A 25,840-nucleotide genomic window follows, 5' to 3' on the forward strand; every position below is an offset into this window, starting at 1 on the left:
AATCTGGTCCGTTCGTCTAGGGGTTAGGACTGCAGATTTTCATTCTGCCAACAGGGGTTCGATTCCCCTACGGACTACTTCGCTGTCGTTTGAACCTGGTCCGTTCGTCTAGGGGTTAGGACTGCAGATTTTCATTCTGCCAACAGGGGTTCGATTCCCCTACGGACTACAACAATGCGAAACGCCTTCGGAAACCCCGAAGGCGTTTCGCGTTTATGCTCATTGGGCTCTTGGCTGCGTGGGGCCACGGCTAAGCCGGAGGAATCTTGAAACGCAGCCCCGCTAATAAAGCCTGCGCGGCATAGAACCATCGGCGCTGTCGGCGGTTGGTAGCAAGCTTGCCGCGGGCGAGCCGGGCATTGCAGGCCGGTGTTGGCATTTGTCCCTGAGCCGTGTACCTTCGCCCGCGCATTCTCCTCCAATGGCCCGGAGTGTTGGGGCCGCTAACCCGTTTTCTTTTCCCCTTATGGCTAAAATCAAAGTTGCCATCAACGGCTTCGGCCGCATTGGCCGCCTGACGTTCAAGTCGCTGCTGAGCCGCCCCAACGTGGAAGTTGTGGCCATCAATGACCTGACGGATAATAAAACGCTGGCTCACCTGCTGAAGTACGACTCGGTACACGGTCGTTTCGACGGCACCGTTACCTACGACGAGAACAGCCTGACCGTGAACGGCCAGCGCATCGCCGCCCTCGCTGAGCGCGACCCGAAGCTGCTGCCCTGGGGCGACATGGGCGTGGACGTAGTGCTGGAATCGACCGGCCGCTTCACCGACGAAGCCGGCGCGGGCCAGCACCTGACTGCCGGTGCCAAGAAAGTGGTGATTTCGGCGCCGGCTACCGGCAACATCCCCACCGTGGTACTGGGCGTGAACGAAGACATCCTGACCGGCGACGAGACCATCCTGTCGAACGCCTCGTGCACCACCAACTGCCTGGCCCCCATGGCCAAGGTGCTGGATGACGCTTTCGGCATCGAGAAAGGCTACATCACCACGGTGCACGCCTACACCTCCGACCAGAACCTGCAGGACGCGCCGCACAAAGACCTGCGCCGCGCCCGCGCCGCTGCCTACAGCATCATCCCGACCTCGACGGGCGCTGCCAAGGCCGTGGGCCTGGTGCTGCCCCACTTGAAGGGCAAACTGGATGGCGTGGCCATGCGCGTGCCGATTCCGGACGGCTCGACCACCGACCTGACGGTTATCCTGAAGCAGGAAGTAACCAAGCAGCAGATCAACGAGGTGATGCAAAAGGCCGCCGAAGGCCCGCTGAAAGGTATCCTCGAGTACTCGACGGATCCGCTGGTGAGCATCGACATCGTGGGCAACCCGCACTCGTGCATCTTCGACTCGGAGCTGACCTCGGCCAACGGTACGCTGGTGAAAGTAGTAGGCTGGTACGACAACGAAACCGGCTACTCGACCCGCACCGCCGACCTGATTGAGAAGCTGGGCAACATGGTGAAGTAAGCTTCATCTGCTTGAGTTTTGAAAAGCCAGCCCCGTTTCGGCGGGGCTGGCTTTTTTGTGCGCGTACGGCAAGCGCAGATAGTGCCAGACGACGGTAATACCATCGGTCGTTGGCCAAAGTAAGCGGCACCCGTATCCTTAGCGTCCATTCGTTTATCCGTCGGCGTCTGCGGTCTATCTTTGCCGTGCTATGACGCCCGACTATTCCCGCCTGTGTTTCATTTTTAACCCCATTTCGGGCACCAACCGGCGCTTCGACCTCCCTGGCCTCCTGCACCAGCGCCTGGGCAAGAGCTACGGGCTGCACTACGAAGTGTGGCCTACCGAATACGCCGGGCACGCTGAGGATCTGGCCCGCACGGCCGCGGCGCAGGGCTTCGGCATTGTGGTGGCCGTGGGTGGCGACGGTACCGTGAACGAAGTAGGGCGGGGCCTGCTGGGCACGGGCGCGGCCATGGCGGTGCTGCCCCGTGGCTCCGGCAACGGCCTGGCGCGGCACCTGGGCATTCCGCTACTGGCCGCCGCGGCCGTCGATTTGCTGCGGCAGCCGCGGGTGCTGCCCATCGACGTAGGGCGGCTGAACGGCCGGCCGTTTTTCTGCACCGCCGGGCTGGGGTTCGATGCGCACGTGAGCCGCTGCTTTGCTGAAGCAGGCACGCGCGGGCTGGCTACTTACGTGCGCGTGGCCCTGCGGGAGTACGGTCGCTACCGCCCCACGCCCGTGGACATCGAGCTGAACGGGCAGCACCTGCGTTCCAATTGCTACGTGCTGGCTTTTGCCAACGCCGCGCAGTACGGCAACAACGCCTACATTGCCCCGCTGGCCGACATCCGCGACGGGCTGCTGGACCTCTGCCTGATTGATAGTATGCCCCTGGGCCGGGCGCTGCGCGTGGCCTACGGCCTGGCCGCCGGCGACCTGCCCAACTCCGGCGCTGCCACCTACCACACCACCCGCACCGTGCGCGTGCGCACGCAGCAGCCGCTGGGCTTTCACCTCGACGGGGATTTTGCCGGCGAAGCCACCGATGTACAGGTCGTTATCGAGCCGCTGGCCCTGCCGGTGGTAGTGGGAGAGGCGTTTAAGTAAATTGCCAGACGGCTAACTGGCGGGCTGTTCGGAAACGATTAGCCATTTAGCCCCTTAATCGTGTAGCCCTTCAACCAATGAGCAAGCAAAACCGCACGGGCGTGGTGTACTCTACCAACCCCGACTTCGAATACCAGAACAACGACGGCGCGGAAGCCACTACGCTGCCGCCCCAGCAACAGCAATTGCGCGTGCAGCTCGATAAGAAGCAGCGCGGCGGCAAGCAGGTAACACTGGTGACCGGCTTCGTGGGCCGCGACGAGGACCTGCAGGCGCTGGGCAAGACGCTGAAGACCAAGTGCGGGGTAGGCGGTAATGCCAAAGACGGCGAAATCCTGATTCAGGGCGACTTCCGGGAAAAGGTGCTGGCGGAACTGCTCAAGCTTGGCTACAAAGCCAAAAAAGCCGGCGGCTAATCCCGACACTGCCTGCTGTAGGAAATAAAACCATCTGCCCGGGCAAATAGGAACAGCTAGAGCCAACACAGACAGCTAGTAGGCAGATGCCATTAGCGTCACGCAGCTTTGTTTGTTTACCAGTTGATCATTAGTGTCTTAGGCTGATAATAGGCGTCGATGAACTTGTTTGATCGGGCTACCCGTACGGTGGCCGCTCTAGCCCTGTTGGGCGCTCTGACGGGCAGCGGCTGTCAGTCCCACGAGGCGGTAAAAGTGCCGCTGACCATTACCACGCACAGCACGGCGGAGCACCGGCGCATTCCGGGCACGCACATGCTGCTGGCCGCCCCGCCCGAGTTCAAAGTGGATGCCGACAAGCACATGCTGCGCCTCGATGCGTTGCAGTTCGTGGAAGTGCGGGAGCTGCTCGGGATGACCTTCGACTACTACCTGGGCCAGCTGGGACGGGAACTGGCTACCCGCGAGGATTTGCCCGCCGACGCGCTGCAGCGGACCACTTTCAACGGCCACCCCGCCGTGTTTCTGACCCAGCCGCACGGGCAGCTGCCCGGCCTGGAATCGGCCCTGCTGGCCTTCGGCGACAGCAGCCGCGTGACTTTGCTCTTCGGCGTATATCCCTCGCTGCTACCCAGCGCCCGCGCCATGATCCAGAAAACTCTGCTGACAGCCAGCTACGACCCCAAGCTGCGCGTGGCGGACGAGGACCTGGCCGGCCGCTTTCAGCTCGATGTACAAGACACCGATTTCGCGCGGGTGACCCGCAACGGCCGCTGGACGGTGTACGTGCCGGGCAGCAGCCACGCGGCCGCTGCTGACAGCGGGCACAAGACTCTATTCCGCGTAACGGTGCTGCCACCCGATTCAAACAGAACCCACGTGCAGGACATGGCGCTGTCCTTGATTCGGGAATACCGGACGTACACGCAGGTCGACAATGTGCAGGAGGCCAACACGCAGAGGAACGGGCACTACGCCTACGAAAACGTCCTGACCTTTCGCAACACCGGCAAGGAAGGCAAGGCCCTGGTGCTGCTGATGAGCACACCCCAGGGCATCATCGTGTTCGACGGCCGGGCCTACGACCAGCCGCTGGAGCGGATGAAGCAGTTTGTGCGCGTGGCCAAAACCATCCGCGTAGCCGCGCCGGCCATCTAGGTGCCGGCTAGCCGTTACCGCGGTTGGTCAGGTACGCCAGGGCCCGTTTTACATCCTCGGGCGTGTCGATGCCGATGGTTTCCACCGAGGTTTCGGCCGTGTGGATGCTGAAGCCGTGCGTAAGCCAGCGCAGCTGCTCCAGCGACTCGCCGATTTCCAGCGGAGCCGGAGCCAGCTGGGTGAGCTGCTGCAGCACGGCCGGGCGGTAGGCATACAGCCCGATGTGGCGCAGAAAGCGGTGGTGCTGCAGCCAGTCGATGGACGGATACTGGCGCAGGTAGGGGATGGGGTGACGGCTGAAGTACAGCGCCCGGCCCTGGGCATCGAGCACCACCTTGGGCAGGTGCGGGCTGAGCAGCTCCTCCTGGCTAAGCACGGGCTTGACCAAGGTGCCGATCTGGGTTGCTTCGTCGGCAAACAGGGCCAGCAGGGCGTCGATCTGCCCGGCCTGGATAAACGGCTCGTCGCCTTGGATGTTGACCACGCAGTCGGCCGTTTGCCCAAGCTGGTGATAGGCGTCCCACACCCGGTCGGTGCCGCTGGGGTGGTTGGGGTGGGTGAGCACGGCCTCGGCGCCGAAGTCAAGCACGTGGTGCAGGATTCGCTCGTCGTCGGTGGCCACTACCACCCGGTCGAGGGAAGCTTGTTGGGCCTGCTCCACCACGCGCTGAATCATGGTTTTGCCGCCGAGGTCAATCAGGGGCTTGCCCGGCAGGCGGGTAGAGCTGTAGCGGGCCGGGATGATGGCAATGCTGTACATCGGGGAGGGAAAAGCGCGCGCCAATTGGCGGGCCGGGAAATGGTTGGATTTAGTCGGGCAAAATTGGCACGATGCTGGCCAAAATCCCGCGTCGCAGGCAACTTTCCGTATCTTTCGGCAATGTAGCGCAGTGGTTGGCAGGCCCAACCCCGTCGAGCGACGCCCGCGCTACTTGCCGTACGCCCTTCCCGTATGCCCCGTTTTTCGCAGCCTGTTTCCGCTTTCCTTTTTCTGTTGTTGCCCGTCGTTGCTGGTGCCCACCACCGCCACACCCCGCCCGATTCCATCGGCGTGGTGGTGCAGCAAGACAAGACCTACGTGCGCCACCGCGTAGTGGCCGGCGAAACGCTCTACGGGCTGGCCCGCCGCTACAAAGTATCGGTGGAGCAAATCATGGCCGCCAACCCCAGCATCAAAGGCGCTCTGGTTTCGGGCCAGATTGTGCTGGTGCCGCGCGTGCGGGCGGTGTTACCGGCCGGTACTGGCGCATCCAACGCTGCACCCAAAGCGGCGGCCGCTGCGCCGGCTGCTACCAAGGGTCTCGCCATCGATGCCGCCGGTAACAAAGTCTACAAGGTGCAGCCCGGCCAGACGCTGTTTGCCATTTCGCGCAAATTTGGCGTGGCTCCGGCCACGCTGCAGCGCTACAACCGCCTGCCCGCCGACGGCGGCGTGCGCGTAGGGCAAACGCTGATCATCGTGCCGGCCGCGGGCGGTAACGCCGCCGAGCCGGTAGCCGCGGCTCCCAAGCCCGCCCCGCCCACCGCCCGCCCCGAGCGCGACGACGAGGCCGAAAAGGAAACCAAACAGCGCGAAGCGGAACGCGAAAAGGAGCGGGAAGCGGCCAAAACCAAGGACGCCGAAACCGCCAAGGAACCAGCCTCCAGCCCCGTTGCTGCTACCGCCACGGCCGAGGAAGATACCGGCCCGACCCGCGCTAGCGAAGTGATGCGTAAGGTGAAGGAAAGCGGTGTGGCTGCCGTCATTGAGGGCGGGCGTTCCGATAAATATTTGGCCCTGCACAAAACCGCGCAGGTAGGCACCATCATTCGGGTGCTCAACATCATGAACGGCCGCGACGTGTACGTGCGCGTCATCGGCAAGCTGCCCGATACCGGCGACAACGCCAACGTGCTGATCCGCCTCTCCCGAAACGCGGCCACCATGCTCGGCACGCCGGATCAGCGCTTCCGCGTCGAGACGTCCTACTTATCCGAATAACGGCTCCTGGCTGTACAAATGCTCCGGAAGCCCGACCTTTGTCGGGCTTCTTTTTTGCCTTTCGCGTGACCCACGACCAGCTCCAAGCCCTGCTCGATGACCGGTACCACCGGTACGACCAGCCCACTTTCATTGCGCCGGACCCCATCAGCCTGCCCCACCGGTTTACCAAGCGGCAGGACATCGAAATCAGCGGCTTGTTTGCGGCCCTGCTGGCCTGGGGCAAGCGCAGCATCATCCTCAAGAAAGGCGACGAACTGCTGGCGCGCATGGATAACGCCCCGTACGAGTTCGTGCTCCACCACCAGGACGACGACCTGCGGCGCCTGGAGCGCTTCTGCCACCGCACTTTCTGCGACACCGATCTGCTCTATTTTATCCACTGGCTGCAGTGGTACTACCGGCAGCACGACACGCTGGAGGAAGCGTTTCTGAACGGCACCACGCAGCGCCAGCGGCTCGAAAACTTCCACAACCTATTCTTTAGTCTACCCGATGCGCCCGAGCGCACCCGCAAGCACGTGGCCACGCCCGCCCGCAACTCGGCCTGCAAGCGCGTGAATATGTACCTGCGCTGGATGGTGCGCCCCGACACCCGCGGCGTGGACTTCGGCCTCTGGACGCGCCTGTCGCCCGCCGAGCTGGTGTGCCCCCTCGACGTGCACGTGGAGCGCGTGGCCCGGCGCCTGGGCCTGCTCACCCGCAAGCAAACTGACTGGCAAGCCGCCACGGAGCTAACCGGCGCGCTGCGCGAGTTCGACCCGCAGGACCCGGTGAAGTACGATTTTGCCTTGTTTGGGCTGGGTATTGACGAGAAGTTTTAAGGCTGGTGCCATTGAGCTAGGCGCCGCCCTAAGATGCCACGGCAAATGCTACAGGTAGAATGCAAGGGACGTTAGCTATCAACTATAAGTTAATGACGCTGATTAGCCGGGCTTCCACCCCCTTCGTATAGCTTTGCCTGAATCTTTCGGCCCGCGCGGCTGTTAAGGAAGGCTGGCACGTGCATTCGGGCCGGCCGCATTGTCTGACTACCGACTACTCAGTTCCCAATACCTTTTGATTTACCCCAACACCTTCGAGCAGAAAATCGGCTTCCAACAAGTGCGTGAGCGGCTCACCGAGCTGTGCCTGAGCGCCCTGGGCCGCCAATACGTGCAGAAGATGCAATTTCAGCCCCGCGCCGACGAGCTGAAAAAACTCCTGCTCCAAACCGACGAATTCCGCCAGCTGCTGAGCAGCGGCGCCGATTTTCCCAGCCAATACTACCACGACGCCGGCCCGCACCTGCTGCGCGCCCAGCTGCCCGGGGCCTTCCTGGAAGTAGCTGCGTTCTACGAGCTGAAAATGTCCCTGCGGACCATCCGCGAGGCCCTTACGTTCTTCGTGCAGGCGCCCGAGGGGCTGTACCCCACGCTGCGCCTGCTCGGCATCGGCGTGCAGGCCGACCGCAACCTGCTGGTTTCGCTGGACAAAGTGGTGGACGACGACGGCCACGTGCGCGACGACGCCTCGCCCTTGCTGCGGCAGCTGCGCCAGGAGCTCATCAACCGCCAGGGCATCCTGCGCCGGCAGATTGCCGACGTGCTACGCCGTGCCCGCTCCGAAGGCTGGACTCCCGAAGGTGCCGAACCCACCATTCGTGGGGGCCGCTTGGTGCTGCCGGTGCTGGCCGAGCACAAGCGTCGCGTGCGTGGCCTGATTCACGACGAATCAGCCACGGGCCAGACGGTGTATATCGAGCCGGAAGCGGTGTTCGAGCTCAACAACGACATCAAGGACCTGGAAAACGCCTGGCACCGCGAGCTGGTGCGCATCCTGATCAGTCTTACCGATCAGCTGCGTCCCCACATCCCGGATTTGCGCCGTGCTTACCAGTTCCTTGGCCTCCTGGACTTCATCCGCGCCAAAGCCCGCTTTGCCCAGCAGCTCGAAGCCGTGCTGCCCAAGCTGGGCGCCCGCCCGTTGGTGAAGTGGCAGCAGGCCCGGCACCCGCTGCTCTACCTGAACTTCAAGGAGCAGGGCCGCGAAGTCGTGCCCCTGGACTTGGAGCTGAACCCCGAGGCACGCGTGCTGGTCATTTCGGGGCCGAACGCCGGTGGTAAGTCGGTGGCACTGAAAACGGTGGGCCTGGTGCAGTACATGCTGCAGTGCGGCCTGCTTATTCCGGTGCGCGAGGACTCCGAAGCTGGCGTGTTCGACGACATCTTCCTCGACATCGGCGACGAGCAGAGCCTGGAGAACGACCTGAGCACGTACTCCTCGCACCTGACGCACATGAAGCAGTTTTTGCTGCTGGCCAACAAGCGCAGCCTCGTGCTCATCGACGAATTCGGTACCGGCACCGAGCCCGTGCTCGGCGGCGCCATTGCCGAAGCGGTGCTGTCGGAGCTGAACCGCGTGCGGGCCTTCGGCGTCATCACCACCCACTACACCAACCTGAAGAACCTCGCCGAGCGCACCCCGGGCCTCGTCAACGGCGCCATGCGCTACGACCCGAAGCACTTGCAGCCGCTCTACCGCCTCGAAACGGGCAAGCCAGGCTCGTCTTTCGCCTTGGAAATTGCCCGCAAAATCGGCTTGCCCAAGAACATCGTGGAGCGCGCCTCCCAGCTGGTGGGCAAGGAAAAAGTGCGCTACGACCGTCTGCTGGAAGAGCTGGAAGCCGAAAAAGCCGAGCTGGAAAAGCGCACCGCCGAAGCCGAGAAAAACGAGCGGCGGATGAAAAAGCTGGCCCAGGAATACCAGGACCTGAAAAATCACCTGGAGGAAACCCGGCTGGACGTTATCCGCGAGGCCAAGCAGAAAGCCAAGCTGCTGCTCAAGGATACCAACGCCCAGATCGAGGCCACTATCCAGGAAATTCGCACCGCCAGCGCCGAGAAGGAGCAGACCAAGGCCGCCCGCCAGAAGCTCGATGCCTTCGTGCAGAAGGAGCTGAAGCAGGAGCTGCCCAAGCCCCGCGGCACCCGCGAAGTGGCCGACCCCAAGGCCCTCAAGCCCGGCGATAAAGTGGCGCTGATCGGGCAGGAAGGCTACGGTGAACTGGTGAGCCTGAAGGGCAACACCGCCGAGGTGCTGTTTGGCGGGCTGAAAACCATCGTGAAGGTAGCGCAGCTCGAAAAAGTCACGCGCTCGGAAATCCGGGAGCGGGAAAAGGAAGCTGCCCGCAAGGCCCCGGCCGCCGAAGCCCGCGCCAGCTCCGGCCTCGATGTAACTGGCCGCATGGCCGGCTTCAGCACCACGCTGGACTTGCGCGGCGAACGGGCCGAAGACGCCCTGCAGCGCATCATGAACTACGTCGACGACGCGGTGATGCTGGGCGTGCCGGAACTGAAGTTTATCCACGGCCGCGGCAACGGCGTGCTGCGCCAGGTGGTGCGCGACTACCTGCACTCCCAGCGCAGCGTGGTGAGCGTGGCCGATGAGCACGCCGACCGCGGCGGCGACGGCGTGACGGTGGCCGTGCTGAAGTAAAGCTCTCCTAATAAGCACTACTTCTAGTTACTGCGCCGACCAGCCCCGCTGGTCGGCGCAGTATTTATTTACGGCTGCCGGTACCGTAATTTGGCCGGAGCATTGTCCCTGCTTAATCATTTATGCGCGTAATTATTTCCGCTTTAGCCCTTAGCCTTGCCGTGTTGTCGGGCTGCGGCCGTGATGCTCACTTGGTTGGCAGCAAACCCGTTAGCACCATTGAGTATTATGCCCAGCCAAGCCTTGACCCACTTGCCGCACTCGTAGCGCAGCAGGCTGCCCAGGCCAAGACGCCCATCCTGTACTTTTATGCGGACTGGTGCGGCCCGTGCCGCCGGTTCCGGGAAACGCTGGCTGATAAGCAGGTGCAGGCGGCCTTGCAGAATGCTACCTCAACATTGACAAGGATACCCAAGGGCTAGCCGAGAAGTACGGGGTGCAGGCCGTGCCGACCTTCGTAAAAGTGGATACCAGCTTAGCTCGACTAGCCCTTATCTCCGGTGACAAGTGGGATGAAGACGTGCCCGAGAATATCGCGCCGGTGATGCATAATCTGGCGGCCACTCGGACTTACGACAACCCATCGGCCTCCGCCAAAACAAACTGAGGACCAACAACAAGGCCGCTTCCCAGCTGGGAAGCGGCCTTGTTGTTGGGGCCAGAAATACGAAAGTGTTACTTCTTGCCGCTGGTAATCATGGGTACTGCGGGCGAGGTGGAAACGCCCTGGCTGTTGGCCGACGAAACGCGGATGTAATACGTCGTGCCCGTCTGCAGATCCGACAGGGTGATGTTGTGCTGGGTGGTCGGCGTTTTGTCTTCCATCACGCCGCCCAGGGCCGGTGTCGCGCCGTACTCCACTTTCGTGGTGCCGGGGTTGATAGTGGCGAAGTTGACGGTGATGCTGTTCTTGGTTACCGCAATTGGCACCGGCTCACCCTTGATGACGGGCAGGCCCCCGGCCACCACAAAGTCGGTGCTCAGGCGCGGCAGCAGCTGGTAGCCCGTGGGCGTGCCCGACGGCGAGTGCTGACCGATAACCCCGACGAGGTCAAATTTGCCACTGGGGGGCGTGCTGCCCACCAAGCCGTTGTTGTCGGTGGAGGTGGCCGAAATACGGACAATCGCACCGGCCTGGCCGTTGATGAGGTAGTTCATGTTGCCGGCCAGCGACGTGGCGGGGTTGCCGCCGGTCGTAGTCAGGCGCTCCACGTCGGTGATTTTCACCAAGCGGCCTTCGTAGGCCTCGTTATACACTTTGGTCAGTTCCGAAGCGGGCACCGTGGTCATGCGCAGCTTGCGGCCCGAGCCCAGCTTTTTCACCGACACCACCGGGTCCATCTCCAGCAGGCTGTTGTAGTTTTTCAGCGTGCCGTGGGCCTCCACGCTGTCACCGGGGGCCAGGGCTTTGAGGGCGTCCAGGGTATTCGAAAACAAGGCCAGGCTGCCATCCTTGTCCTGGATGTAGCGGATGTTGCCCAGCTCGGGACCGTTGATGACCACGCCGCGCACCGTAACGGTCGCGTTGGGCTCACCGGCACGCACGGCGGCCAGCGTCAGCGGACCACCAGGTGCCGGAGCCGCGGCGGGAGCAGCCGGTTGTTCGGCGGCCGGTTTGGTCGTCGTTGTGGTCGTGGTGCGTTTAGTAGTCGTACGCGTCTGGGCCTGAGCGCCCAGGGCACTGCCCACGAGCAGCGCTATGAAAAGTGATTTGTTCATTCGAAAGCAGGAAGTCAGCAACAGGGAGAAGTGAGCAAACTCAGTACAAATATTTGCCCAGTTTCTGAAATTATGGCAAAATCGGCTGGGGAAAAGGCCTGTATCTACCGCCAGCCGCTTTAAATGATGTTTACTTCCGGGTGCAGTTCAATTCCAAACTTTTCCCGCACCGAAGCAATGATTTCTTCGGCCAGGGCACGCACCTCGGCACCAGTGGCGCCGCCGTGATTGACGAGCACCAGCGCCTGCCGGTCGTGCACGCCGTAGCGGCCGCCTTCGCCGGCGCGGTGGCCCTTCCAGCCGCACTGCTCGATGAGCCAGCCGGCGGGCACCTTCACACCGCCGGGCACCGGGTAGCCGGGTGTTTCGGGGTATTCGGTTTTGAGTGCGTCGAACTTGGCCTGCGACACCTCGGGGTTTTTAAAGAAAGAGCCGGCGTTGCCGACCTGGGCTGGGTCGGGGAGCTTGCTGCGGCGGATGCTGATGACGGCCTGGCTGACCTGCTGCGGCGTCGGGTCCTCGGTCACGCCCATTTCCTCCAAGGTGCTGCGGATGGCTCCGTATGAAGTATTGGCCTGCGCGCGGCGCCGGTGCAGCCGTAGCACTACGCCCGTTACGATGTACTGATTGCGCAGCGGCCCCTTGAAGACTGACTCGCGGTAACCAAAGCCACATTCTTCGCGGGAGAAGCGCCGCAGCTGGCCACTGACCAGTTCCACGGCCTCGAGGTACTCAAAGGCATCCTGCAACTCCACGCCGTAGGCCCCAATGTTCTGCAGCGGCGCGGCGCCCACGGTGCCCGGAATCAGCGAGAGGTTTTCGATGCCGGCCAAACCCTGCGCCAGGGAATATTCGACCAGCCCGTGCCAGGACTCACCGGCGCCGGCGCGCACCAGCACCGTATTGTCGGCGGCGTTTTCATCCAGCGTTTCGAGGCCGCGGATTTCGTTTTTCAGCACCACGCCGTCGAAGTCGCGGGTGAAGAGCAGGTTGGAGCCGCCGCCGAGGATAAGCTTGGGCGCGGCCTGCACTTCGGGCAGCCGCAGCAGCTCGCGCAGTTCGTCCACCGAGGCAAAAGCGGCAAAGAGGTGGGCCTTGGCGTCGATGCCAAAAGTATTGTAGGCGCGCAGCGAAACGTCGTGTTGAAGCAAGGCGGGCATAAGTTGGGTAGCGGTCCGGCTGCAAAGGTAACGGGCTGCGCCGGCCCGCGCCCCAAAAGCAACGCGCCCGCCACCGAAAGGCAGCGGGCGCGCGATGGGAAGTCGAAAAGACTCTAGCGGACGCGATAACCGCGCAGGGCGTAGTAGAGCAGGTAGGCGTAGCAAAGGGCCGGCAGCACAAATGCCGCCCGTAGCCCACCGCCATAGGTAGCCACCGAACCCATCAGCAGCGGCACGATGGCGCCGCCCACGATGGCCATGATAAGGTAAGACGACCCTTGCTTGGTAAACGGACCCAGCCCTTTGATAGCCAGCGGGAAAATTACCGGCCACATGATGGAGTTCATCAGCCCGCAAAGCACCACAAACCACAGGGCGGCCTCGCCCGGGCTGGCAATGGAGGCCAGCACAAACACCACCGCCGCCGCGCACACCGCCACCAGGGCTTTCCGGTCGTTGACGCGGGCCAGCAGCGGAATGCCTACCACCCGGCCCACCAGCGAGCCAAACCAGTACGAGGCGACGAGCACCGCGCCCACCGCCTTGGTGAAGCCCGCGGAGGTATCGATGGGCGCCGGGAGCTGGCCGAACAGAATGGCAATGGCATTGGTGGCCACGTTGAGGCCGCGCACCAGCGCTTGGGTAAAGCCGCTGAGCTGGGCAATGCCTTGCGCCTCGCCATAGCGAATCAGGAACGAGCCCAAGCCCACTTCAACGCCGACATAGAGGAAAATGGCCAGTACACCCAGGCGCAAATGCGGAAAATCCAGGGCCGACAGCCGGCCGCGCGACGACGCCAACGCTTCCGCGTTGTCTTCGTCATCGGCCTGCATACCTTCAATTTCGGGTAGGCGCAACAAGGAGAAAACGCCCGCCAGCACCGCCAGGAAAATGGCTAGGCCCACGTAAGGCGTCTTCACCAAACTGGCTTCTTCCGCCAGACGCTGGGCATCCGGCAGGCTGGCTAGCCGCGCTTTCAGGGCCAGCGAACCGCCGAACAGAATCATGCCGCCGAGCAGGGGAGAGAGGGTGCCGCCGATGTTGTTGGCTACGCCCACAATGCTGACCCGGCTGGCGGCGCGGTTGGCCGGCCCGAGCACCGATACGTACGGATTGGCCGCCACTTGCAGCAGCGTCACGCCCGCGCCCAGCACGCTTAGCCCGAGCAGGAACATGCCGAAGGTGCGCGTGTTAGCCGCCGGCACGAAGAGCAGCGCCCCCGCGGCCATTACCAGCAGGCCCACCACGATGCCGCGCTGGTAGCCCAAACGCTTCAGCAGGTAGCCAGCCGGCAGCGACATCAGAAAATACGCCCCAAAGAAAGCAAACTGCACGCCCGACGATTGAAGGTCAGTGAGTTTGCAGACGTCCTTGAGGTAGGGCATCAGCACGTCGTTGAAGTTGGTGACGGCGCCGAACAGAAAGAACAGCGACGTCATGGCTGCCATGGGCAGCGCATAGCTGCGCGCCGGGCCGGCGGCCACGGCGGAAGCAGGGGAGGAAGAAGTGGTGGGAGCAGCCATGCAGGCGGGGAGGAGATGAATACCGGGCTTTAAAGATAGAAAAACCGACCGCCGGACCTACTCTGGTGCTGTTGCCCGCCCGACTTACCTGTGCAGCTTCAGGGTTCCGGTGCGGCCTACGCGACCGGGTGCTCACCGCAGCCGCCGGTGTGCTCCGGTGGATTGCCACGGGCTTGCAGGATGATTTTGCACGTGTTGAAAGTAAGCTGACTGTCATCAAGTGAGGAGAATAGATGCCGTCGGCAGAAGGACGCCGGTACGCTGCAAATCCGAAGCCATGGTTTCAACGGTTGTATTCCCCGGCAGTGTAGCAAAACCTCCGGCTTGGCGCACCATTTTAGCTTTTTGCTCGTTTCTTTAGCCTGGAACTCCCGCCAAACTGCCGTATTTTTACCGAATGTTAGCAGCTACCGAACCCCGCACGCCTACCCAGCTCGACGCCGCCCGGCGCGTCCTGAAGCAGTACTACGGCTACGACCAGTTCCGGCCCATGCAGCAGGACATCATCCAGAGCATCCTCGCGGGGCAGGATACCGTCGTGCTCATGCCCACGGGTGGCGGCAAATCGGTGTGCTTCCAAGTGCCGGCCATGGTGCAGGACGGCGTGTGCGTGGTCGTGTCGCCGCTCATTGCCCTGATGAAAGATCAGGTGGAGGCGCTGAAGGCCAACGGCATTTCGGCGGCCTGCATCAACTCCAGCATCGGGCAGGCGGAGCAAAGCAGCATCGCCCGCGCCTGCCACGCCGGCCTGCTGAAGCTGCTGTACGTGTCGCCCGAGAAGCTGCTGTCACAGGGCTTCCTCAGCTTTCTGCAGCGCCTGCAGGTGAGCATGTTTGCCATCGACGAGGCGCACTGCATTTCCTCGTGGGGCCACGACTTCCGGCCGGAATACACCCAGCTGCGGGTGCTGCGCGAGCAGTTTCCGCAGGTGCCCATCATTGCCCTCACGGCCACGGCCGACCGCCTCACCCAGCGCGACATCCAGCAGCAGCTACGCCTGACCGAGCCGAAAGTGTTCCTTTCGTCGTTCGACCGGCCCAACCTGTCGTTGAGCGTGCGCCCGGGGCAGGACCGCGTCAACGCGGTGGTGAACTTCCTGAAAACCCACGAAAACGAGGCCGGCATCGTATACTGCCTCTCGCGCAAGCAGTGCGAGACGCTGGCCGGTAAGCTCAAGGAGAAAGGCATCCGCGCTGGCTTCTACCACGCCGGCATGACCGATAAGGCCCGCTCCGACGTGCAGGAGCAATTTCTGCGCGACGATTTGCAGGTCATCTGCGCCACCGTGGCCTTCGGCATGGGCATCGACAAGAGCAACGTGCGCTGGGTCGTGCACTACAACCTGCCCAAGAACATCGAGGGCTACTACCAGGAAATCGGCCGCGCCGGCCGCGACGGGGCGCCCGCTGAGGCCGTGCTGTTCTACAGCTACGCCGACGTGGCCCAGCTACGCGACATGATTACCAAGGACGCCGACCCGCGCCTGGCCCAGTTGAACACCACCAAGCTGGAGCGCATGCAGCAGTTTGCCGAGGCGGCCTCCTGCCGCCGCCGCATCCTGCTGGCGTACTTCGGCGAGGTGCTCGATAAGGACTGCGGCAACTGCGACATCTGCCGCAATCCACCCGTGACCTTTGACGGCACCGAGCTGGCGCAGAAGGCTTTGTCGGCCGTGGCGCGTACCCGCGAAGCTGCCCCCCTCACGCTCATCTGCGACGTGCTGCTGGGCCGCCGCAACCAAGCCGTTATCAGCCGCGGCTACGACCAGATCAAGACCTTCGGCGCCGGCGCCAACCTCTCGTTTCTCGACTGGCAGAGCTACCTGCACCAGCTGCTCAACGACGGCCTGCTCTACATTGCTTACGAGCAAGGCTACGCCCTCAAGCTTACCGACCTTGGCTGGCAAGTGCTGAAGGGCGAGCGGAAGCAGAACCTGAAGCAATTCCAGGTACCGCAGAAGGCCGAAAAAGCGCCCAAAGGCCGCGCCGCCAAAGCCGCAACCGGCACCGGCCAGCGCCTCGTATCCGTCACCGACGATTTGTTCGACCGCCTGCGGCAGTTGCGCAAGAAGATTGCCGACGAGCAGGGTGTGCCTCCTTACGTGGTCTTCTCCGACACCACCTTGCAGGAAATGGCCATTGAGCGGCCGCGCACGCGCACGGCCATGCTGGCTGTATCGGGCGTGGGCATGAAGAAGTTCGAAACCTACGGCGAGCGGTTCATCGAGCTGATCAACCAACACGCCGGTGCCCCCTCGCCCGACGACGTGCCCGACCTGCCTGGCGAAGACGACACCCCGGCCGCCGCTCCCAAGAAGCGCGCCGCGCCTGGCAGCACTTACGTCGACAGCTGGAAGCTGCACCGGCAGGGCCTTTCGGTGGAGCAGATTGCCGAGCAACGCGGCCTGTCGCCGAGCACGGTAAAGTCGCACCTCGAAACGCTCTACGAAAAAGGCTACCAGCTGCGCACCGAGGAGTTTCTGAGCCAGGACGACTTTGCCCGCATCCGCGACGCCGCCCACGAACTAGGTCCTGATTTCCGCCTGCGCGACCTGTTCGACCACCTGCGCGAGCGGTACGACTACTTCCAGTTGCGCGTGGCCCTGACTTACGATAAGCGCCTGCGCGGCGAACTGCCTAACCAGCCGCCCGCGGAATAAGTCTTGCATGTCGCAAGACCAAAGCCTGCTCAGTTCCTGGGCAGGCTATTTTTGAATGCCACTATTGTAAACAGCCTGTTAAGCGCAATAAAAAAAGGTAGAAGCACCTGCATTTTACCAGAGAAGAAATATTTTGCCATTTCTATACTCGGCGCGAAATATATGACGTTGACTCAGCACAAGTAAGCCGCGGCAAATTGCTATTTTAGGCGCACTCCTTTTCTCATCATGATGATTTCCTCTGCGCCGCTCTACCGCACGCTGCAGATGCTCTTTGGCGTCGCCGTGGTGCTGTTTACTGGCCGTATGCTCGTGATGGTGCTGCCGTACCTGAACTTCGAGCCGGGCATTCATTTTCTGACCACCAAATCCGAAGCAACCAACGCCAATAGCCTCTTTCGGGTAGGCTTTTACGTGCACATCACCAGTAGCTTGCTCGTGCTGGCGGCTGGTTTGCCCCAATTCTTTCCGGTGCTGTTGCGGCGCCAACTCGCCCTGCACCGAGGGCTGGGCAAAGCGTACGTGGTGACCATTCTGGCGCTGGCTGCCCCATCGGGCCTGATCCTGGCCGCCTACGCCAACGGCGGGCTGGCGGCCAAAGCCGGCTTTACGCTGCAGTGCGTGGTGTGGTGGCTGGCCACCTGGCAGGCTTATCGGCTGGCCCGGCAGCGGCGCTGGCAGGAGCACACCGAGTGGATGATTCGCTCCTTCGCCGTGACGCTGGCTGCCATGAGCCTGCGGCTGGAAAGCTACGGCATGTACCACTGGCTGGGCACCAAGCCCATGGAAACCTACATCACCGTCACGTGGCTGTCGTGGACCGGCAACCTGCTGCTGGCCGAAGTGCTGGTGCAGGCCGGCGCCGCCCGCCGCTTACTGCGCGACTTTTACGCCGTCGACAAGCAACCCAAACCCCAAGCCGTACCCGCATGAAAACGTCTCTACTCGGGCTGGCCACGCTCGGCTGTGCTGTCGCCCTTTGCGGCCTGATGCTGGCACCCACTCCAGGCCTGCAGGCGCATACCGTCACCTCCTACGGGGGTACGGGCCGGGCAATGGTACCCGCGGCCGCGCAGGCCTTTCTGGCCCGCCACGACTTGAAAACGCTGTGGCTGCCCGTTAAAGCCGAAGGCGAGTGGGGCGGGTATGAAGGGCCCGAGCCCGTGCAAAACGGCTTTTTCGGCGCAGATCATTACCGCATCGAGTTTGCCCTGCTCAGCGTGGTGCGCGACGCCAAGCAGCCGCAGCTGTACCACGTGAAAGGCAAAAACCGCTACAAGGGACGCATTACGCCCTTCTCCGGTACCATTACGATTACCAAGGTTTACCAAAACCCGCCGGCCAAAGACGTGAACGACCAACCAGTGCCCCAGTACACCGTCGTGGGCCCGTTTGAGTTGCGCGAAGATGCGACTACGCCCGGCAGCGGCACGTTCAAGGGCACCGTGGCAGCCGACGTCACCGTCTGGAACGATGGCCGTGTTGAGCTCGATGTCCAGCCCAACACGGCGGCAGCCAATTGCGGTTATAAGTTTAGTGGACAGTGGGTGAGTGCCCGCACCGGCCAAGTCAAGCCCGTGCTCTGGGGCGACAACCTGAATGCCGTCAGTCGGCAGCTGTTCTCTGACTTTATGGTCGGGGAGCGGATGCCGCACGTCAATCCCAAATACGCCAAACTGGGCTGGAACCGCATCTGGGACAATGACGAGTGGTGGGCCGAAACGCCGGCCAACGCCACGGCCTTGTAAGCCTGTTAGTTACTCCTTGTTTCGCCGCCGCAACTGCTGACGCTCCTTCTCTTATGAAACCATTCGTTTACCTGCTACTGAGCGCCGGCGTGCTGGCCGCCTGCCAGCGTACCCCCGAACCCGAGCAACCAGCTGTCAGCTCGGCGCAAGCTGCGCCCATGCCCGCCAAAGCCCCAGCCGCGGCTCCTATAGCCGCAGAGAGTGCGGTGGCTATAGCGCCCGAAATGACGGCGTTTCTCAAGCGCTACGATCTGAGCACACTCTGGACCAAAGGCAGCGACGACGGGCCCTTTGGCACGCTGAATGGGTTCTTCGGCGCTGATAAATACCGGATTGAGTTTGTCTTCACCGAGGCCACGCGCGACACCTTGCAGCCTCATGTGTACCACGTGCGCGGCAAGGACCGCTTCAAGGACTTCGTCACGCCGTTTGAAGGCACCGTAGTGCTGGAGCGCCTGGCTGACCAGCCGCCGCTGTCGGCGGCCCTGAAGCAGGAAATTGAAGACCGGGGCTACGATTTTGGTGACGACGAGCCCTACAAGTACAGCGCCGTGGGCCACTTCGTATTGCGCGAAGACGTTGGCCGCGCCAAAGCCGGCGAATTTCGCGGCGACGTGGCGCTGGACTTCCGCGTGGACAAAGACGGTAAAATTGCCGCTTACGCCATTGACAAAACCTTGCCCTCGCAGGGCGGCGTCGTGAAGTTTTCGGGCACCTGGACGAGCTACAGTTCCGGGCAGCGCAAGCCGCTGGTGCTGGTCGAAGACATCATGACCTACGGGCCAAGCATCTTCGAGGACTTCGTGCTGGGCGAACGGGAAGCTGACTTTAATCCCAAATACGCCAAGCTGGGTTGGAATACTTACTGGGAAAACAAGGAATGGTGGGCCGAAACACCGACGGCTAGTCTATAACCAGTTGTAGGTAAACAGGTTGTTTCAGCGGCCGCAGCAAGCTTCCAGGCCTGTTGCGGCCGCTTTATTATGCGGCATCAAGCTGAACGGTAAGGTAATTGAGGGGCGCAGGTGGCAAGGGCCGAATTATTTGGCAAAGAAGAAAAAACTTTCTGCTAACTGAATTAGTAAAAGCCAAGAGCTGTTGCTACCTTCACGAGCCGGTAAGCCGTTGAGGGCGAATCCTGTTAGCCGGCCACCCCGCCCCATGATCAATACCAACCTGAAATTCTGGCGCCGCGAACTGGGTCTGACCCAGGCCCAATTAGCGGATAAACTGAGCATCAAACGCTCCCTGATCGGGGCCTACGAAGAAGGCCGAGCCGAGCCCAAACTCACCACCCTGGTGAAGATGGCTCGCCTGTTTGGCATTTCGCTGGATGCGCTGGTAACCACCGACTTCTCGAAGAAGCGCCAAGCGGCCGCCGTGCTGCGTCAGTTGCAGAACGTGCCCGCCCTAGAGGCCGCCGGCACCGACGGCGTAGCCGTAGCCGACCCCGAACGTAGCAAGGGCGAAAACCTGCGCGTGCTGGCCATTACGGTCGATAAAAACCAGAACGAGAACATCGAGCTGGTACCGCTGAAAGCCGCCGCCGGCTACCTGAACGGCTACGCCGACCAGGAATATATCGAAGACCTGCCCAAGTTCCGCCTGCCCATGCTGGGCCAGACGGGCACTTTCCGTGCCTTCGAAATCAGCGGCGACTCCATGCTGCCCATTGCCTCGGGCACCGTTATCGTAGGCCGCTACGTGGCCGACTGGAACGAAGTAAAAGACGGCACGCCCTGCATCGTGGTGAGCAAGAAGGAGGGTATCGTTTTCAAGCGCGTGTTCAACCGCCTGCAGGAAGCGGCCACCCTCACGTTGCACTCGGATAACCCGGTGTATTCGCCCTACGAAATCGACGTGGACGATGTGCTGGAAATGTGGGAAGCCAAGAGCTACATCAGCAGCACCTTCCCGATTGCCGATCTGTCGCTCAACCGTCTGGCCAGCATCGTGCTGGATCTGCAGAAGCAGGTGACGACGCTGAAGAAAGCCTAATTACGGATTTAGACGGATTAGCTTCGCTGAACTTCGTTTCGTCGGATTTCACGGATTTTGTAGACGATTGTCGTCTGAACAATGGTGCCACGGCCTAAAGCCGTGGCACCATTGTTTTTTAGCACAAGTGCAGTTCAGCCGCTGGTATAGCTTTAATGCTCATTTCCAGGCGCGGAATAAAAGTCTCGGATCAATCAACGGGCGAATCGTCCGCAAAATCTGTGGAATTCGAAAAATTCGATGCAATCCGTGATTTAACTTTCGGCCGCCTCGGTGCGTATGCGGGGCAGCATTGCTGGCTTCGGCCAGTCACGACCACACGCCTGACGCCTATGCTCTCCTACATTTCAGCTACCGACCGTTTTCACGCCCAACCCGTTGCCTGGCTGAGTAGCTACCACTTGTTCAGCTTTGCCGGTTACTACGACCCGAAGAACATGCAGTTTGGGCCCCTGCGCGTGTTCAACGACGATACGGTGGCGGCCAACGCAGGCTTTCCACAGCACCCGCACCACGAAATGGAAATCGTGAGCATCGTGCTGGAGGGCGAAATCACGCACGAGGACACGATGGGCAACAAAACGACCATCCCCGCGGGCGAAGTGCAGCGCATGACGGCCGGCACCGGCCTGGCCCACTCGGAATACAACAAGACGGATAAGCCGCTGAAATTCTATCAGCTTTGGTTTATCCCGAATCAAAAGGGCCTGGCTCCGAGCTACGAGCAGAAAAGCATTGACTTTTTGGGCTCGAAGAACGAGCTGATTCCGCTCGTGTCGGGGCAGAAAGTGTTGGAGGACGTGGTATACATGAACTCCAATACCACCGTGTACTGGAGCAACCTGCGCGCTGATAAGGAGCTGGAGTTTAAGACCTTCCCCATCCGCCTGACCTTTCTCTACGTGCGCGAGGGCGCTATTTTTGTCAACGGCACCCGCCTCGGTCCCGGCGACCAGGCGCGCATGACCGACGAAAATGTGATTCACTTCCGAGCCGAAAGCGACGCGCAATTCATCCTGATTGACCTGCCCGCCGCGGAAGCCAACTACTAGGCGTAACAGCAAAACCCCGGCTAGCAGCTGCAAACGTTGGCCTCAGCTGATGATACAGTTGCTGTGAGACGACGCGGCTAGTCAGTTTCGCTCAAACGACAAGGGCGGCACCACGTGGTGCCGCCCTTGTCGTTTGCTGATGCCTCATTGTGTATTACTTCTGCGCCGGCGGCTTGAACAGCAGACGAAACGCCCGCAGGGCCGCCGGGTGGTAGATGGTGGCGTGCGTTTCCGTGGGCAACGGCTCGTAGTAGCTGCGCAGCTTCGTGCGGTCGGCGGAGGCCTGCAGGGCCGCGTCGAGCTGGCGCGCAGCTTCCAAGTCGCCTTGGCTGCTGGTGGTTAGGTAGATGCTTTTCTGGGCGAAGCGGCTAGGCTGGTTCTGCAGCAGCTTTGCCGACTGGCCTGCGAGGTACCTGTTGTTCCACCACAGGCTGGGGTCGATAGCGACGTAGGTGGAGAATAAATCGGGCTCCAGCAGCAGCGTTTCTACTACAAACAACCCGGCCAGTGACTCGCCCACCACGGCGGTTTCGTCGGTGGTGCGGTAGCGGGTGCGCACGGCGGGCATCAGCTCTGTGCGGATGAAGCGCCGGAACGCCGCCGAGCCGCCCACGCGAGGGGCAATTTTTCGGTCTTCGGCTACGTCGGTCGGGCCGGTCATGTCGCGCCGCCGTTCAGTGTTGGCAATACCTACGAGGATGAACGGGCGCATCGTGCCGTTGCCCACGGATACCTGCACCAGGCCCGCCATGTGTAGAAAGTCCTCGTTCATGCCGCCGTCGGGCATGTAGAGCACCGGCATGCGTTCCGTCTTCGACTCCGTATAGCCAGGGGGTAGGTACACGTTGAGGCGCCGCGTTTCACCCAGCACCTTGGATTCTAGTGTGAACGTCTCGCCGATGACAAGTGGGGAAGCAGCCGCGGTGGTGGTAGTTGTCTGAGCTTTACCCGGTAATGCATTGCCGCAACAGCCCAGCAGGACAAACAAGGGCAGTAGATACGAATGTTTGAGTAGGCTCAGCGGATTACGCACGCGCAGTGGGAGCTAGGTTTTGACTAGTCGAAAGTAAAGCACAACGATGAGAGCCTGCTGATAACATTGTGAGAGCTAGGAAAAATATTGTCTACGCAAGACTAGTGCTAATGCCAGCATCGATAGGCCAAGTGCCGCATAGGCGGGAAGGGTACTAGCCGACGAACTTTGCGTGTTGGGAAAGTGCTCGTTTCGATAAGCATTGAGCAGTGCGTACTCATTTAGCCAATTCTTAAGGTAAAGAGGCAGTTGCTGCCTTAGTTGCTCCTCGATATAAGCTTCCTGGTCCGCTGAATCTGGCTTGACACCCGGTGGGGGCGGGATAAGTATAAAACCAGGTTCGGTGAGGCTACCGGATAAACTGCACAAATCAAGAGGCATGATGTAGCCCTCGTCGTTTAGGCCAGCATAGAAGATCCATAAACCCGGCGTGACTGTAAGCCCACAGCTGGTCATATGTTCATTTAGCCCAGTGAGGGTATCACTCTTGATAGCGCCTTTGAACAATTCAACAACTCTTACCTGATAACTGCCCCGGCTCGCAGAAATAACTTCCCCGATAAATACGTAGCTGGAGCGTTCTAATTCTGTTCGTACTTGTTGGAGCGACCATTTATCTCCCCGGGGAGGCAGGCATTCACAGGCATGAGCGTAGTATCCGTACAGCAAAAAGGTAAGGCCAAACACGAGTTGTTTACAAAACTGCACGGAACGGTGGAGGTTGAAGAGCGGTCAGACAATTCTTAAAGAGCTTGGCCGCAGCGCGTCCCATAAAAGGGGCACTGCGGCCAAAGGGTTGAGCAAAGCGACTCGCAGACGCTCAGCTTATGGTACTACAACGAAGAGCAAGAACTACATCGTGTACTTCCGCCCTTTGTTCTGCTGCTTCAGGTAAGTCATCAGCGGCTGGAAGTAATCCACCATGGCGCGGGCGGAAAGGTCTTCGCCGGTTTTCTCGCGTAGCAACTGGCGCCAGTCGGCGGAGGCGCCGGGGTACATGATGTCGCGCAGGAACTTGCCCACTTCCTTATTGCCGTAGTAGTTGGTGGCGTGCGGGTCCTGGTGCAGGATATGCTTGCTGATGTGGTCGTGGAGCTGGAACAGGATGACGTAGCTCAGCGCGTAGTCATAGTACTGGGCCGGGTCGTCGTTGATGTGCGTTTTGGTTGCCGGATCGAGGTACTGCTCGTCGCGCGCGGTGGGCGGCACGATGCCCTGGTACTGCTTGGATAGCTCCCACCAGCGGGCGTTCAGCTGGTCTTGGGAGAGGTTGTCGGCGTAGAACGAATTTTCCCACTCGCTCATCACACCCGAGGCGAAGGGGATGAACACCACGTAGTTAAGCGCCTCTTTCAGCAGCGTCTGCGTCTGGTTGGTCTGCGTCTTAGGGTCCACCAAGTTCAGGCCGGCCAGGAAGGGCTTCTGGGTGGCGGCCAGGCCCATCAGGCTGCCCATGGCTTCGTGGTAGGCGCGGTTGGCGCCGCCGCGCAGCAGCACGGGCACGTCGGGGTTGGTGTAGGTGAGGTAGTAGTAGATGTGGCCCAGCTCGTGGTGGGTCGTCTCGTACCACTCGGTGTTGGGCTCCACGCTCATCAGGCTGCGCACGTCCTGGTTCAGGTCCATGTGCCAGGCCGAGGCGTGGTTATTCTTCTTGTAGGTGGCGCCGGCCGGCAGCGGGTACAGGCTCGATTTCTCCCAGAACACGGCGGGCAGGGCCGGGTAGCCCAGGCTTTGGTAAAAGCGCTCGGCCTGCTTTACCTGCCATTCTGCGCCTTTTTTGGCCAGAATGGGGTCGAGGTTCAGGCCCTTCACGTCCACCATGGCGCTCCAGTCCTGGCCCCAGCGGTTGGGCAGCCAGTGAGCGGGCAGGTAGTCGGGTACCTGCTTCTGGCCGTACTTCTTCGCCAGCTCGTAGCGGGCGTAGGTGTGCAGCTCGCGGTAGAGCGGGCGCAGCTCCTCGTTGATTTTGCGCACCAGCTGCATCATCTCCTCGCGGGTCATGCCGTAGTCGGAGGCCTGGTAGCTGAAGTAATCGGGGTAGCCCAGGGCCTGCACCACCTGATTGCGCAGAGTGCGCAGGTTCAGCAGCCCCTCCTTGAGCGTGGGGCCCACCGCCTTGCTGGCTTCCCAGGCAGCCAGGCGCTTCTGCGGGTTCTTCTCCTCGCGCAGCACGCGGTCCAGGTCGTTGGTCGTCACGGCCTTGCTCTGGTACTTGTATTCGTAGCCGTAGAGCTTCTCGGTCTGCTGCGTTTCGGCCTTGATGCGGCGCTTCACCACGTCGGCCACCGTCTGGGGCGAGCCGGCGGCGTTGTACAGGGCCGTCTGCAGCTGCTTTACTTGCAGCGGCGTCAGTTCGGCCTTGTGCTCCAGCAGCTCGCGCAGACGCTTGATGTTCTCGGCACTGCCGTTGAAAGCCGCGAAGGCTTCATTGGCGCGGGCCGTAGCGGCCGAATTGGTGGTGTCGCCGGCCACGATGTGGGTATTGGAACGCCACTCCGCCTCCGACGACTGGGTGTAGAGGCGCTGGTACTGCTGGGAGTAGGCGGTGAGAAACTGCTCGGCGTCGCGTTGCCAGTTGATGGGCACGGCGGGTTGCGTAGCCGGTTCGGCCGAGGCCGGTGGGGGAGTGGTGGAGGCCGCCGGAGCGGAGGCTTTCTGCGCGCAGCCGGCCAGCAGGGCGGCGGTGAGCAAGGGGAGAAGGTGCTTGTGCATGGGATGAGACGCCGCACAGGGGAAGGGCGTAGCCAAATGTAGCAAAGCCGTGCGCTCTTATCTTGCGTTGGGCCGACTTCGGCCCCGCAACTAATAAGCCCGTGACCTACGACTTGGACCTCAGCACCTTCTGGGAAGACAGCGACTACGCTCGCAAAGCATACGTGGAAGCGCCGCCGACTCCGGAGCTGATTCGCTCCGTCGAGGCCGAGCTGGGCTACAAACTGCCCGCGTTCTACCTCTGGCTGATGCAGAGCCAGAACGGCGGCATTCCACGCAACACCTGTTTTCCCACCGCCCAGCCCACGTCCTGGGCCGACGACCACGTAGCCATTACTGGCATTGCGGGCATCGGGCGCAGCAAAAGCTACTCGCTCTGCGGCGAGCTGGGCAGCCAGTTCATGCTCGACGAGTGGGGCTACCCGCCCATCGGCGTGTGCGTGTGCGACTGTCCTTCGGCTGGCCACGACATGATCATGCTCGACTACTCCGCCTGTGGCCCCGAAGGGGAGCCTACCGTGGTGCACGTGGATCAGGAAAGCGACTACAAAATTACCTTCCTGGCGCCTGATTTCGAGACGTTCGTGCGGGGCTTAGTCAACGAGGAAGCGTACGACTAGCTCGGCTCCAGGAGCTGGCTCTT

Annotated in this window: 22 protein-coding genes and 2 tRNA genes; 17 read left to right on the forward strand and 7 right to left on the reverse strand. The window is 61.7% G+C overall.

Annotation, left to right across the window (positions count from 1 at the left end):
- Nucleotides 1–5: 5 nt before the first annotated feature.
- From B0919_RS08055 to B0919_RS08080, 6 genes are all read left to right on the forward strand, one after another.
- A tRNA-Glu gene (locus B0919_RS08055) sits at nucleotides 6–77 on the forward strand.
- A 20-nt stretch (nucleotides 78–97) separates the two neighbouring features.
- Nucleotides 98–169: transfer RNA gene (locus B0919_RS08060), tRNA-Glu, on the forward strand.
- 297 nt (nucleotides 170–466) lie between these two features.
- Nucleotides 467–1,471: a type I glyceraldehyde-3-phosphate dehydrogenase gene (gene gap, locus B0919_RS08065; RefSeq protein ID WP_078011731.1), complete on the forward strand. Its 1,005-nt coding sequence runs from the start codon at nucleotides 467–469 to the stop codon at nucleotides 1,469–1,471.
- 190 nt (nucleotides 1,472–1,661) lie between these two features.
- Nucleotides 1,662–2,561, forward strand: a complete 900-nt coding sequence (locus B0919_RS08070; protein ID WP_078011732.1) for a diacylglycerol/lipid kinase family protein — start codon at nucleotides 1,662–1,664, stop codon at nucleotides 2,559–2,561.
- Between the two features lie 77 nt (nucleotides 2,562–2,638).
- A complete protein-coding gene (locus B0919_RS08075) occupies nucleotides 2,639–2,977 on the forward strand; it encodes a translation initiation factor (protein WP_078011733.1) in 339 nt (112 codons plus the stop codon).
- A 159-nt stretch (nucleotides 2,978–3,136) separates the two neighbouring features.
- The gene (locus B0919_RS08080; RefSeq protein ID WP_078011734.1) at nucleotides 3,137–4,135 is read left to right on the forward strand and encodes a hypothetical protein; all 999 of its coding nucleotides are present in this window, start codon (nucleotides 3,137–3,139) and stop codon (nucleotides 4,133–4,135) included.
- Between the two features lie 7 nt (nucleotides 4,136–4,142).
- Here the strand turns inward: B0919_RS08080 and kdsB are convergent, their stop codons facing one another.
- Nucleotides 4,143–4,895: a 3-deoxy-manno-octulosonate cytidylyltransferase gene (kdsB, locus tag B0919_RS08085; RefSeq protein ID WP_078011735.1), complete on the reverse strand. Its 753-nt coding sequence runs from the start codon at nucleotides 4,893–4,895 to the stop codon at nucleotides 4,143–4,145.
- A 192-nt stretch (nucleotides 4,896–5,087) separates the two neighbouring features.
- Here kdsB and B0919_RS08090 point away from each other — a divergent pair, with 192 nt between their 5' ends.
- The 4 genes from B0919_RS08090 to B0919_RS08105 all read left to right on the forward strand — a co-directional run bounded on the left by B0919_RS08090 (nucleotide 5,088) and on the right by B0919_RS08105 (nucleotide 10,015).
- Nucleotides 5,088–6,116 carry a LysM peptidoglycan-binding domain-containing protein gene (locus tag B0919_RS08090; protein WP_078011736.1) on the forward strand — a complete coding sequence of 343 codons (1,029 nt, stop codon included), beginning with the start codon at nucleotides 5,088–5,090 and terminating at the stop codon, nucleotides 6,114–6,116.
- A 65-nt stretch (nucleotides 6,117–6,181) separates the two neighbouring features.
- Entirely contained in the window at nucleotides 6,182–6,940 is a 759-nt protein-coding gene (locus tag B0919_RS08095; protein ID WP_078012010.1) for a TIGR02757 family protein, read from the forward strand.
- Nucleotides 6,941–7,175: 235 nt separating this feature from the next.
- Complete coding sequence (locus B0919_RS08100) at nucleotides 7,176–9,593, forward strand: endonuclease MutS2 (RefSeq protein WP_078011737.1); 2,418 nt, start codon at nucleotides 7,176–7,178, stop codon at nucleotides 9,591–9,593.
- Between the two features lie 122 nt (nucleotides 9,594–9,715).
- Entirely contained in the window at nucleotides 9,716–10,015 is a 300-nt protein-coding gene (locus B0919_RS08105) for a thioredoxin domain-containing protein (RefSeq protein ID WP_078011738.1), read from the forward strand.
- Between the two features lie 253 nt (nucleotides 10,016–10,268).
- Here B0919_RS08105 and B0919_RS08110 read toward each other — a convergent pair whose 3' ends face one another.
- The 3 genes from B0919_RS08110 to B0919_RS08120 all read right to left on the reverse strand — a co-directional run bounded on the left by B0919_RS08110 (nucleotide 10,269) and on the right by B0919_RS08120 (nucleotide 13,995).
- Nucleotides 10,269–11,312 (reverse strand): hypothetical protein, encoded by a 1,044-nt coding sequence (locus B0919_RS08110; RefSeq protein WP_078011739.1) that lies wholly within the window; start codon nucleotides 11,310–11,312, stop codon nucleotides 10,269–10,271.
- Nucleotides 11,313–11,431: 119 nt separating this feature from the next.
- Entirely contained in the window at nucleotides 11,432–12,472 is a 1,041-nt protein-coding gene (murB, locus tag B0919_RS08115) for a UDP-N-acetylmuramate dehydrogenase (RefSeq protein ID WP_078011740.1), read from the reverse strand.
- Nucleotides 12,473–12,585: 113 nt separating this feature from the next.
- Nucleotides 12,586–13,995, reverse strand: a complete 1,410-nt coding sequence (locus B0919_RS08120; RefSeq protein ID WP_078011741.1) for a sugar MFS transporter — start codon at nucleotides 13,993–13,995, stop codon at nucleotides 12,586–12,588.
- 397 nt (nucleotides 13,996–14,392) lie between these two features.
- On the opposite strand from B0919_RS08120, the gene recQ reads away from it, so the two are divergent.
- From recQ to B0919_RS08150, 6 genes are all read left to right on the forward strand, one after another.
- Complete coding sequence (recQ, locus tag B0919_RS08125) at nucleotides 14,393–16,654, forward strand: DNA helicase RecQ (protein ID WP_078011742.1); 2,262 nt, start codon at nucleotides 14,393–14,395, stop codon at nucleotides 16,652–16,654.
- A gap of 228 nt (nucleotides 16,655–16,882) precedes the next feature.
- Entirely contained in the window at nucleotides 16,883–17,587 is a 705-nt protein-coding gene (locus tag B0919_RS08130; protein ID WP_078011743.1) for a DUF2306 domain-containing protein, read from the forward strand.
- Entirely contained in the window at nucleotides 17,584–18,402 is an 819-nt protein-coding gene (locus B0919_RS08135; protein WP_139361989.1) for a hypothetical protein, read from the forward strand. Before B0919_RS08130 ends, B0919_RS08135 begins: the two co-directional genes overlap by 4 nt.
- 53 nt (nucleotides 18,403–18,455) lie before the next feature.
- Nucleotides 18,456–19,316, forward strand: a complete 861-nt coding sequence (locus B0919_RS08140) for a hypothetical protein (RefSeq protein ID WP_078011745.1) — start codon at nucleotides 18,456–18,458, stop codon at nucleotides 19,314–19,316.
- 247 nt (nucleotides 19,317–19,563) lie between these two features.
- Nucleotides 19,564–20,400: a LexA family transcriptional regulator gene (locus B0919_RS08145; protein WP_078011746.1), complete on the forward strand. Its 837-nt coding sequence runs from the start codon at nucleotides 19,564–19,566 to the stop codon at nucleotides 20,398–20,400.
- A gap of 332 nt (nucleotides 20,401–20,732) precedes the next feature.
- The gene (locus tag B0919_RS08150) at nucleotides 20,733–21,452 is read left to right on the forward strand and encodes a pirin family protein (RefSeq protein ID WP_078011747.1); all 720 of its coding nucleotides are present in this window, start codon (nucleotides 20,733–20,735) and stop codon (nucleotides 21,450–21,452) included.
- Between the two features lie 154 nt (nucleotides 21,453–21,606).
- Here the strand turns inward: B0919_RS08150 and B0919_RS08155 are convergent, their stop codons facing one another.
- From B0919_RS08155 to B0919_RS08160, 3 genes are all read right to left on the reverse strand, one after another.
- Nucleotides 21,607–22,440 carry an alpha/beta hydrolase gene (locus B0919_RS08155; RefSeq protein ID WP_254846515.1) on the reverse strand — a complete coding sequence of 278 codons (834 nt, stop codon included), beginning with the start codon at nucleotides 22,438–22,440 and terminating at the stop codon, nucleotides 21,607–21,609.
- A gap of 120 nt (nucleotides 22,441–22,560) precedes the next feature.
- Nucleotides 22,561–23,193, reverse strand: coding sequence for a hypothetical protein (locus B0919_RS24655; RefSeq protein ID WP_139361990.1), 633 nt, complete (start codon nucleotides 23,191–23,193; stop codon nucleotides 22,561–22,563).
- 144 nt (nucleotides 23,194–23,337) lie between these two features.
- Nucleotides 23,338–25,197: a M2 family metallopeptidase gene (locus tag B0919_RS08160; protein ID WP_078011748.1), complete on the reverse strand. Its 1,860-nt coding sequence runs from the start codon at nucleotides 25,195–25,197 to the stop codon at nucleotides 23,338–23,340.
- 101 nt (nucleotides 25,198–25,298) lie between these two features.
- Between B0919_RS08160 and B0919_RS08165 the strand changes: the two genes are divergently transcribed.
- Complete coding sequence (locus tag B0919_RS08165; protein ID WP_217701015.1) at nucleotides 25,299–25,817, forward strand: SMI1/KNR4 family protein; 519 nt, start codon at nucleotides 25,299–25,301, stop codon at nucleotides 25,815–25,817.
- Nucleotides 25,818–25,840 lie beyond the last annotated feature (23 nt).

The sequence above is a fragment of the Hymenobacter sp. CRA2 genome, assembly GCF_002007105.1.
In the GTDB taxonomy this organism is placed as follows: Bacteria; Bacteroidota; Bacteroidia; order Cytophagales; family Hymenobacteraceae; genus Solirubrum.

Bases quoted from the DNA above. Each gene is read 5' to 3' on its own strand.
- gap (WP_078011731.1), top strand. From the start codon at position 467: ATGGCTAAAATCAAAGTTGCCATCAACGGCTTCGGCCGCATTGGCCGC.
- B0919_RS08070 (WP_078011732.1), top strand. From the start codon at position 1,662: ATGACGCCCGACTATTCCCGCCTGTGTTTCATTTTTAACCCCATTTCG.
- B0919_RS08075 (WP_078011733.1), top strand. From the start codon at position 2,639: ATGAGCAAGCAAAACCGCACGGGCGTGGTGTACTCTACCAACCCCGAC.
- B0919_RS08080 (WP_078011734.1), top strand. From the start codon at position 3,137: ATGAACTTGTTTGATCGGGCTACCCGTACGGTGGCCGCTCTAGCCCTG.
- kdsB (WP_078011735.1), bottom strand. From the start codon at position 4,895: ATGTACAGCATTGCCATCATCCCGGCCCGCTACAGCTCTACCCGCCTG.
- B0919_RS08090 (WP_078011736.1), top strand. From the start codon at position 5,088: ATGCCCCGTTTTTCGCAGCCTGTTTCCGCTTTCCTTTTTCTGTTGTTG.
- B0919_RS08105 (WP_078011738.1), top strand. From the start codon at position 9,716: ATGCGCGTAATTATTTCCGCTTTAGCCCTTAGCCTTGCCGTGTTGTCG.
- B0919_RS08110 (WP_078011739.1), bottom strand. From the start codon at position 11,312: ATGAACAAATCACTTTTCATAGCGCTGCTCGTGGGCAGTGCCCTGGGC.
- murB (WP_078011740.1), bottom strand. From the start codon at position 12,472: ATGCCCGCCTTGCTTCAACACGACGTTTCGCTGCGCGCCTACAATACT.
- B0919_RS08120 (WP_078011741.1), bottom strand. From the start codon at position 13,995: ATGGCTGCTCCCACCACTTCTTCCTCCCCTGCTTCCGCCGTGGCCGCC.
- recQ (WP_078011742.1), top strand. From the start codon at position 14,393: ATGTTAGCAGCTACCGAACCCCGCACGCCTACCCAGCTCGACGCCGCC.
- B0919_RS08130 (WP_078011743.1), top strand. From the start codon at position 16,883: ATGATGATTTCCTCTGCGCCGCTCTACCGCACGCTGCAGATGCTCTTT.
- B0919_RS08135 (WP_139361989.1), top strand. From the start codon at position 17,584: ATGAAAACGTCTCTACTCGGGCTGGCCACGCTCGGCTGTGCTGTCGCC.
- B0919_RS08140 (WP_078011745.1), top strand. From the start codon at position 18,456: ATGAAACCATTCGTTTACCTGCTACTGAGCGCCGGCGTGCTGGCCGCC.
- B0919_RS08145 (WP_078011746.1), top strand. From the start codon at position 19,564: ATGATCAATACCAACCTGAAATTCTGGCGCCGCGAACTGGGTCTGACC.
- B0919_RS08150 (WP_078011747.1), top strand. From the start codon at position 20,733: ATGCTCTCCTACATTTCAGCTACCGACCGTTTTCACGCCCAACCCGTT.
- B0919_RS08160 (WP_078011748.1), bottom strand. From the start codon at position 25,197: ATGCACAAGCACCTTCTCCCCTTGCTCACCGCCGCCCTGCTGGCCGGC.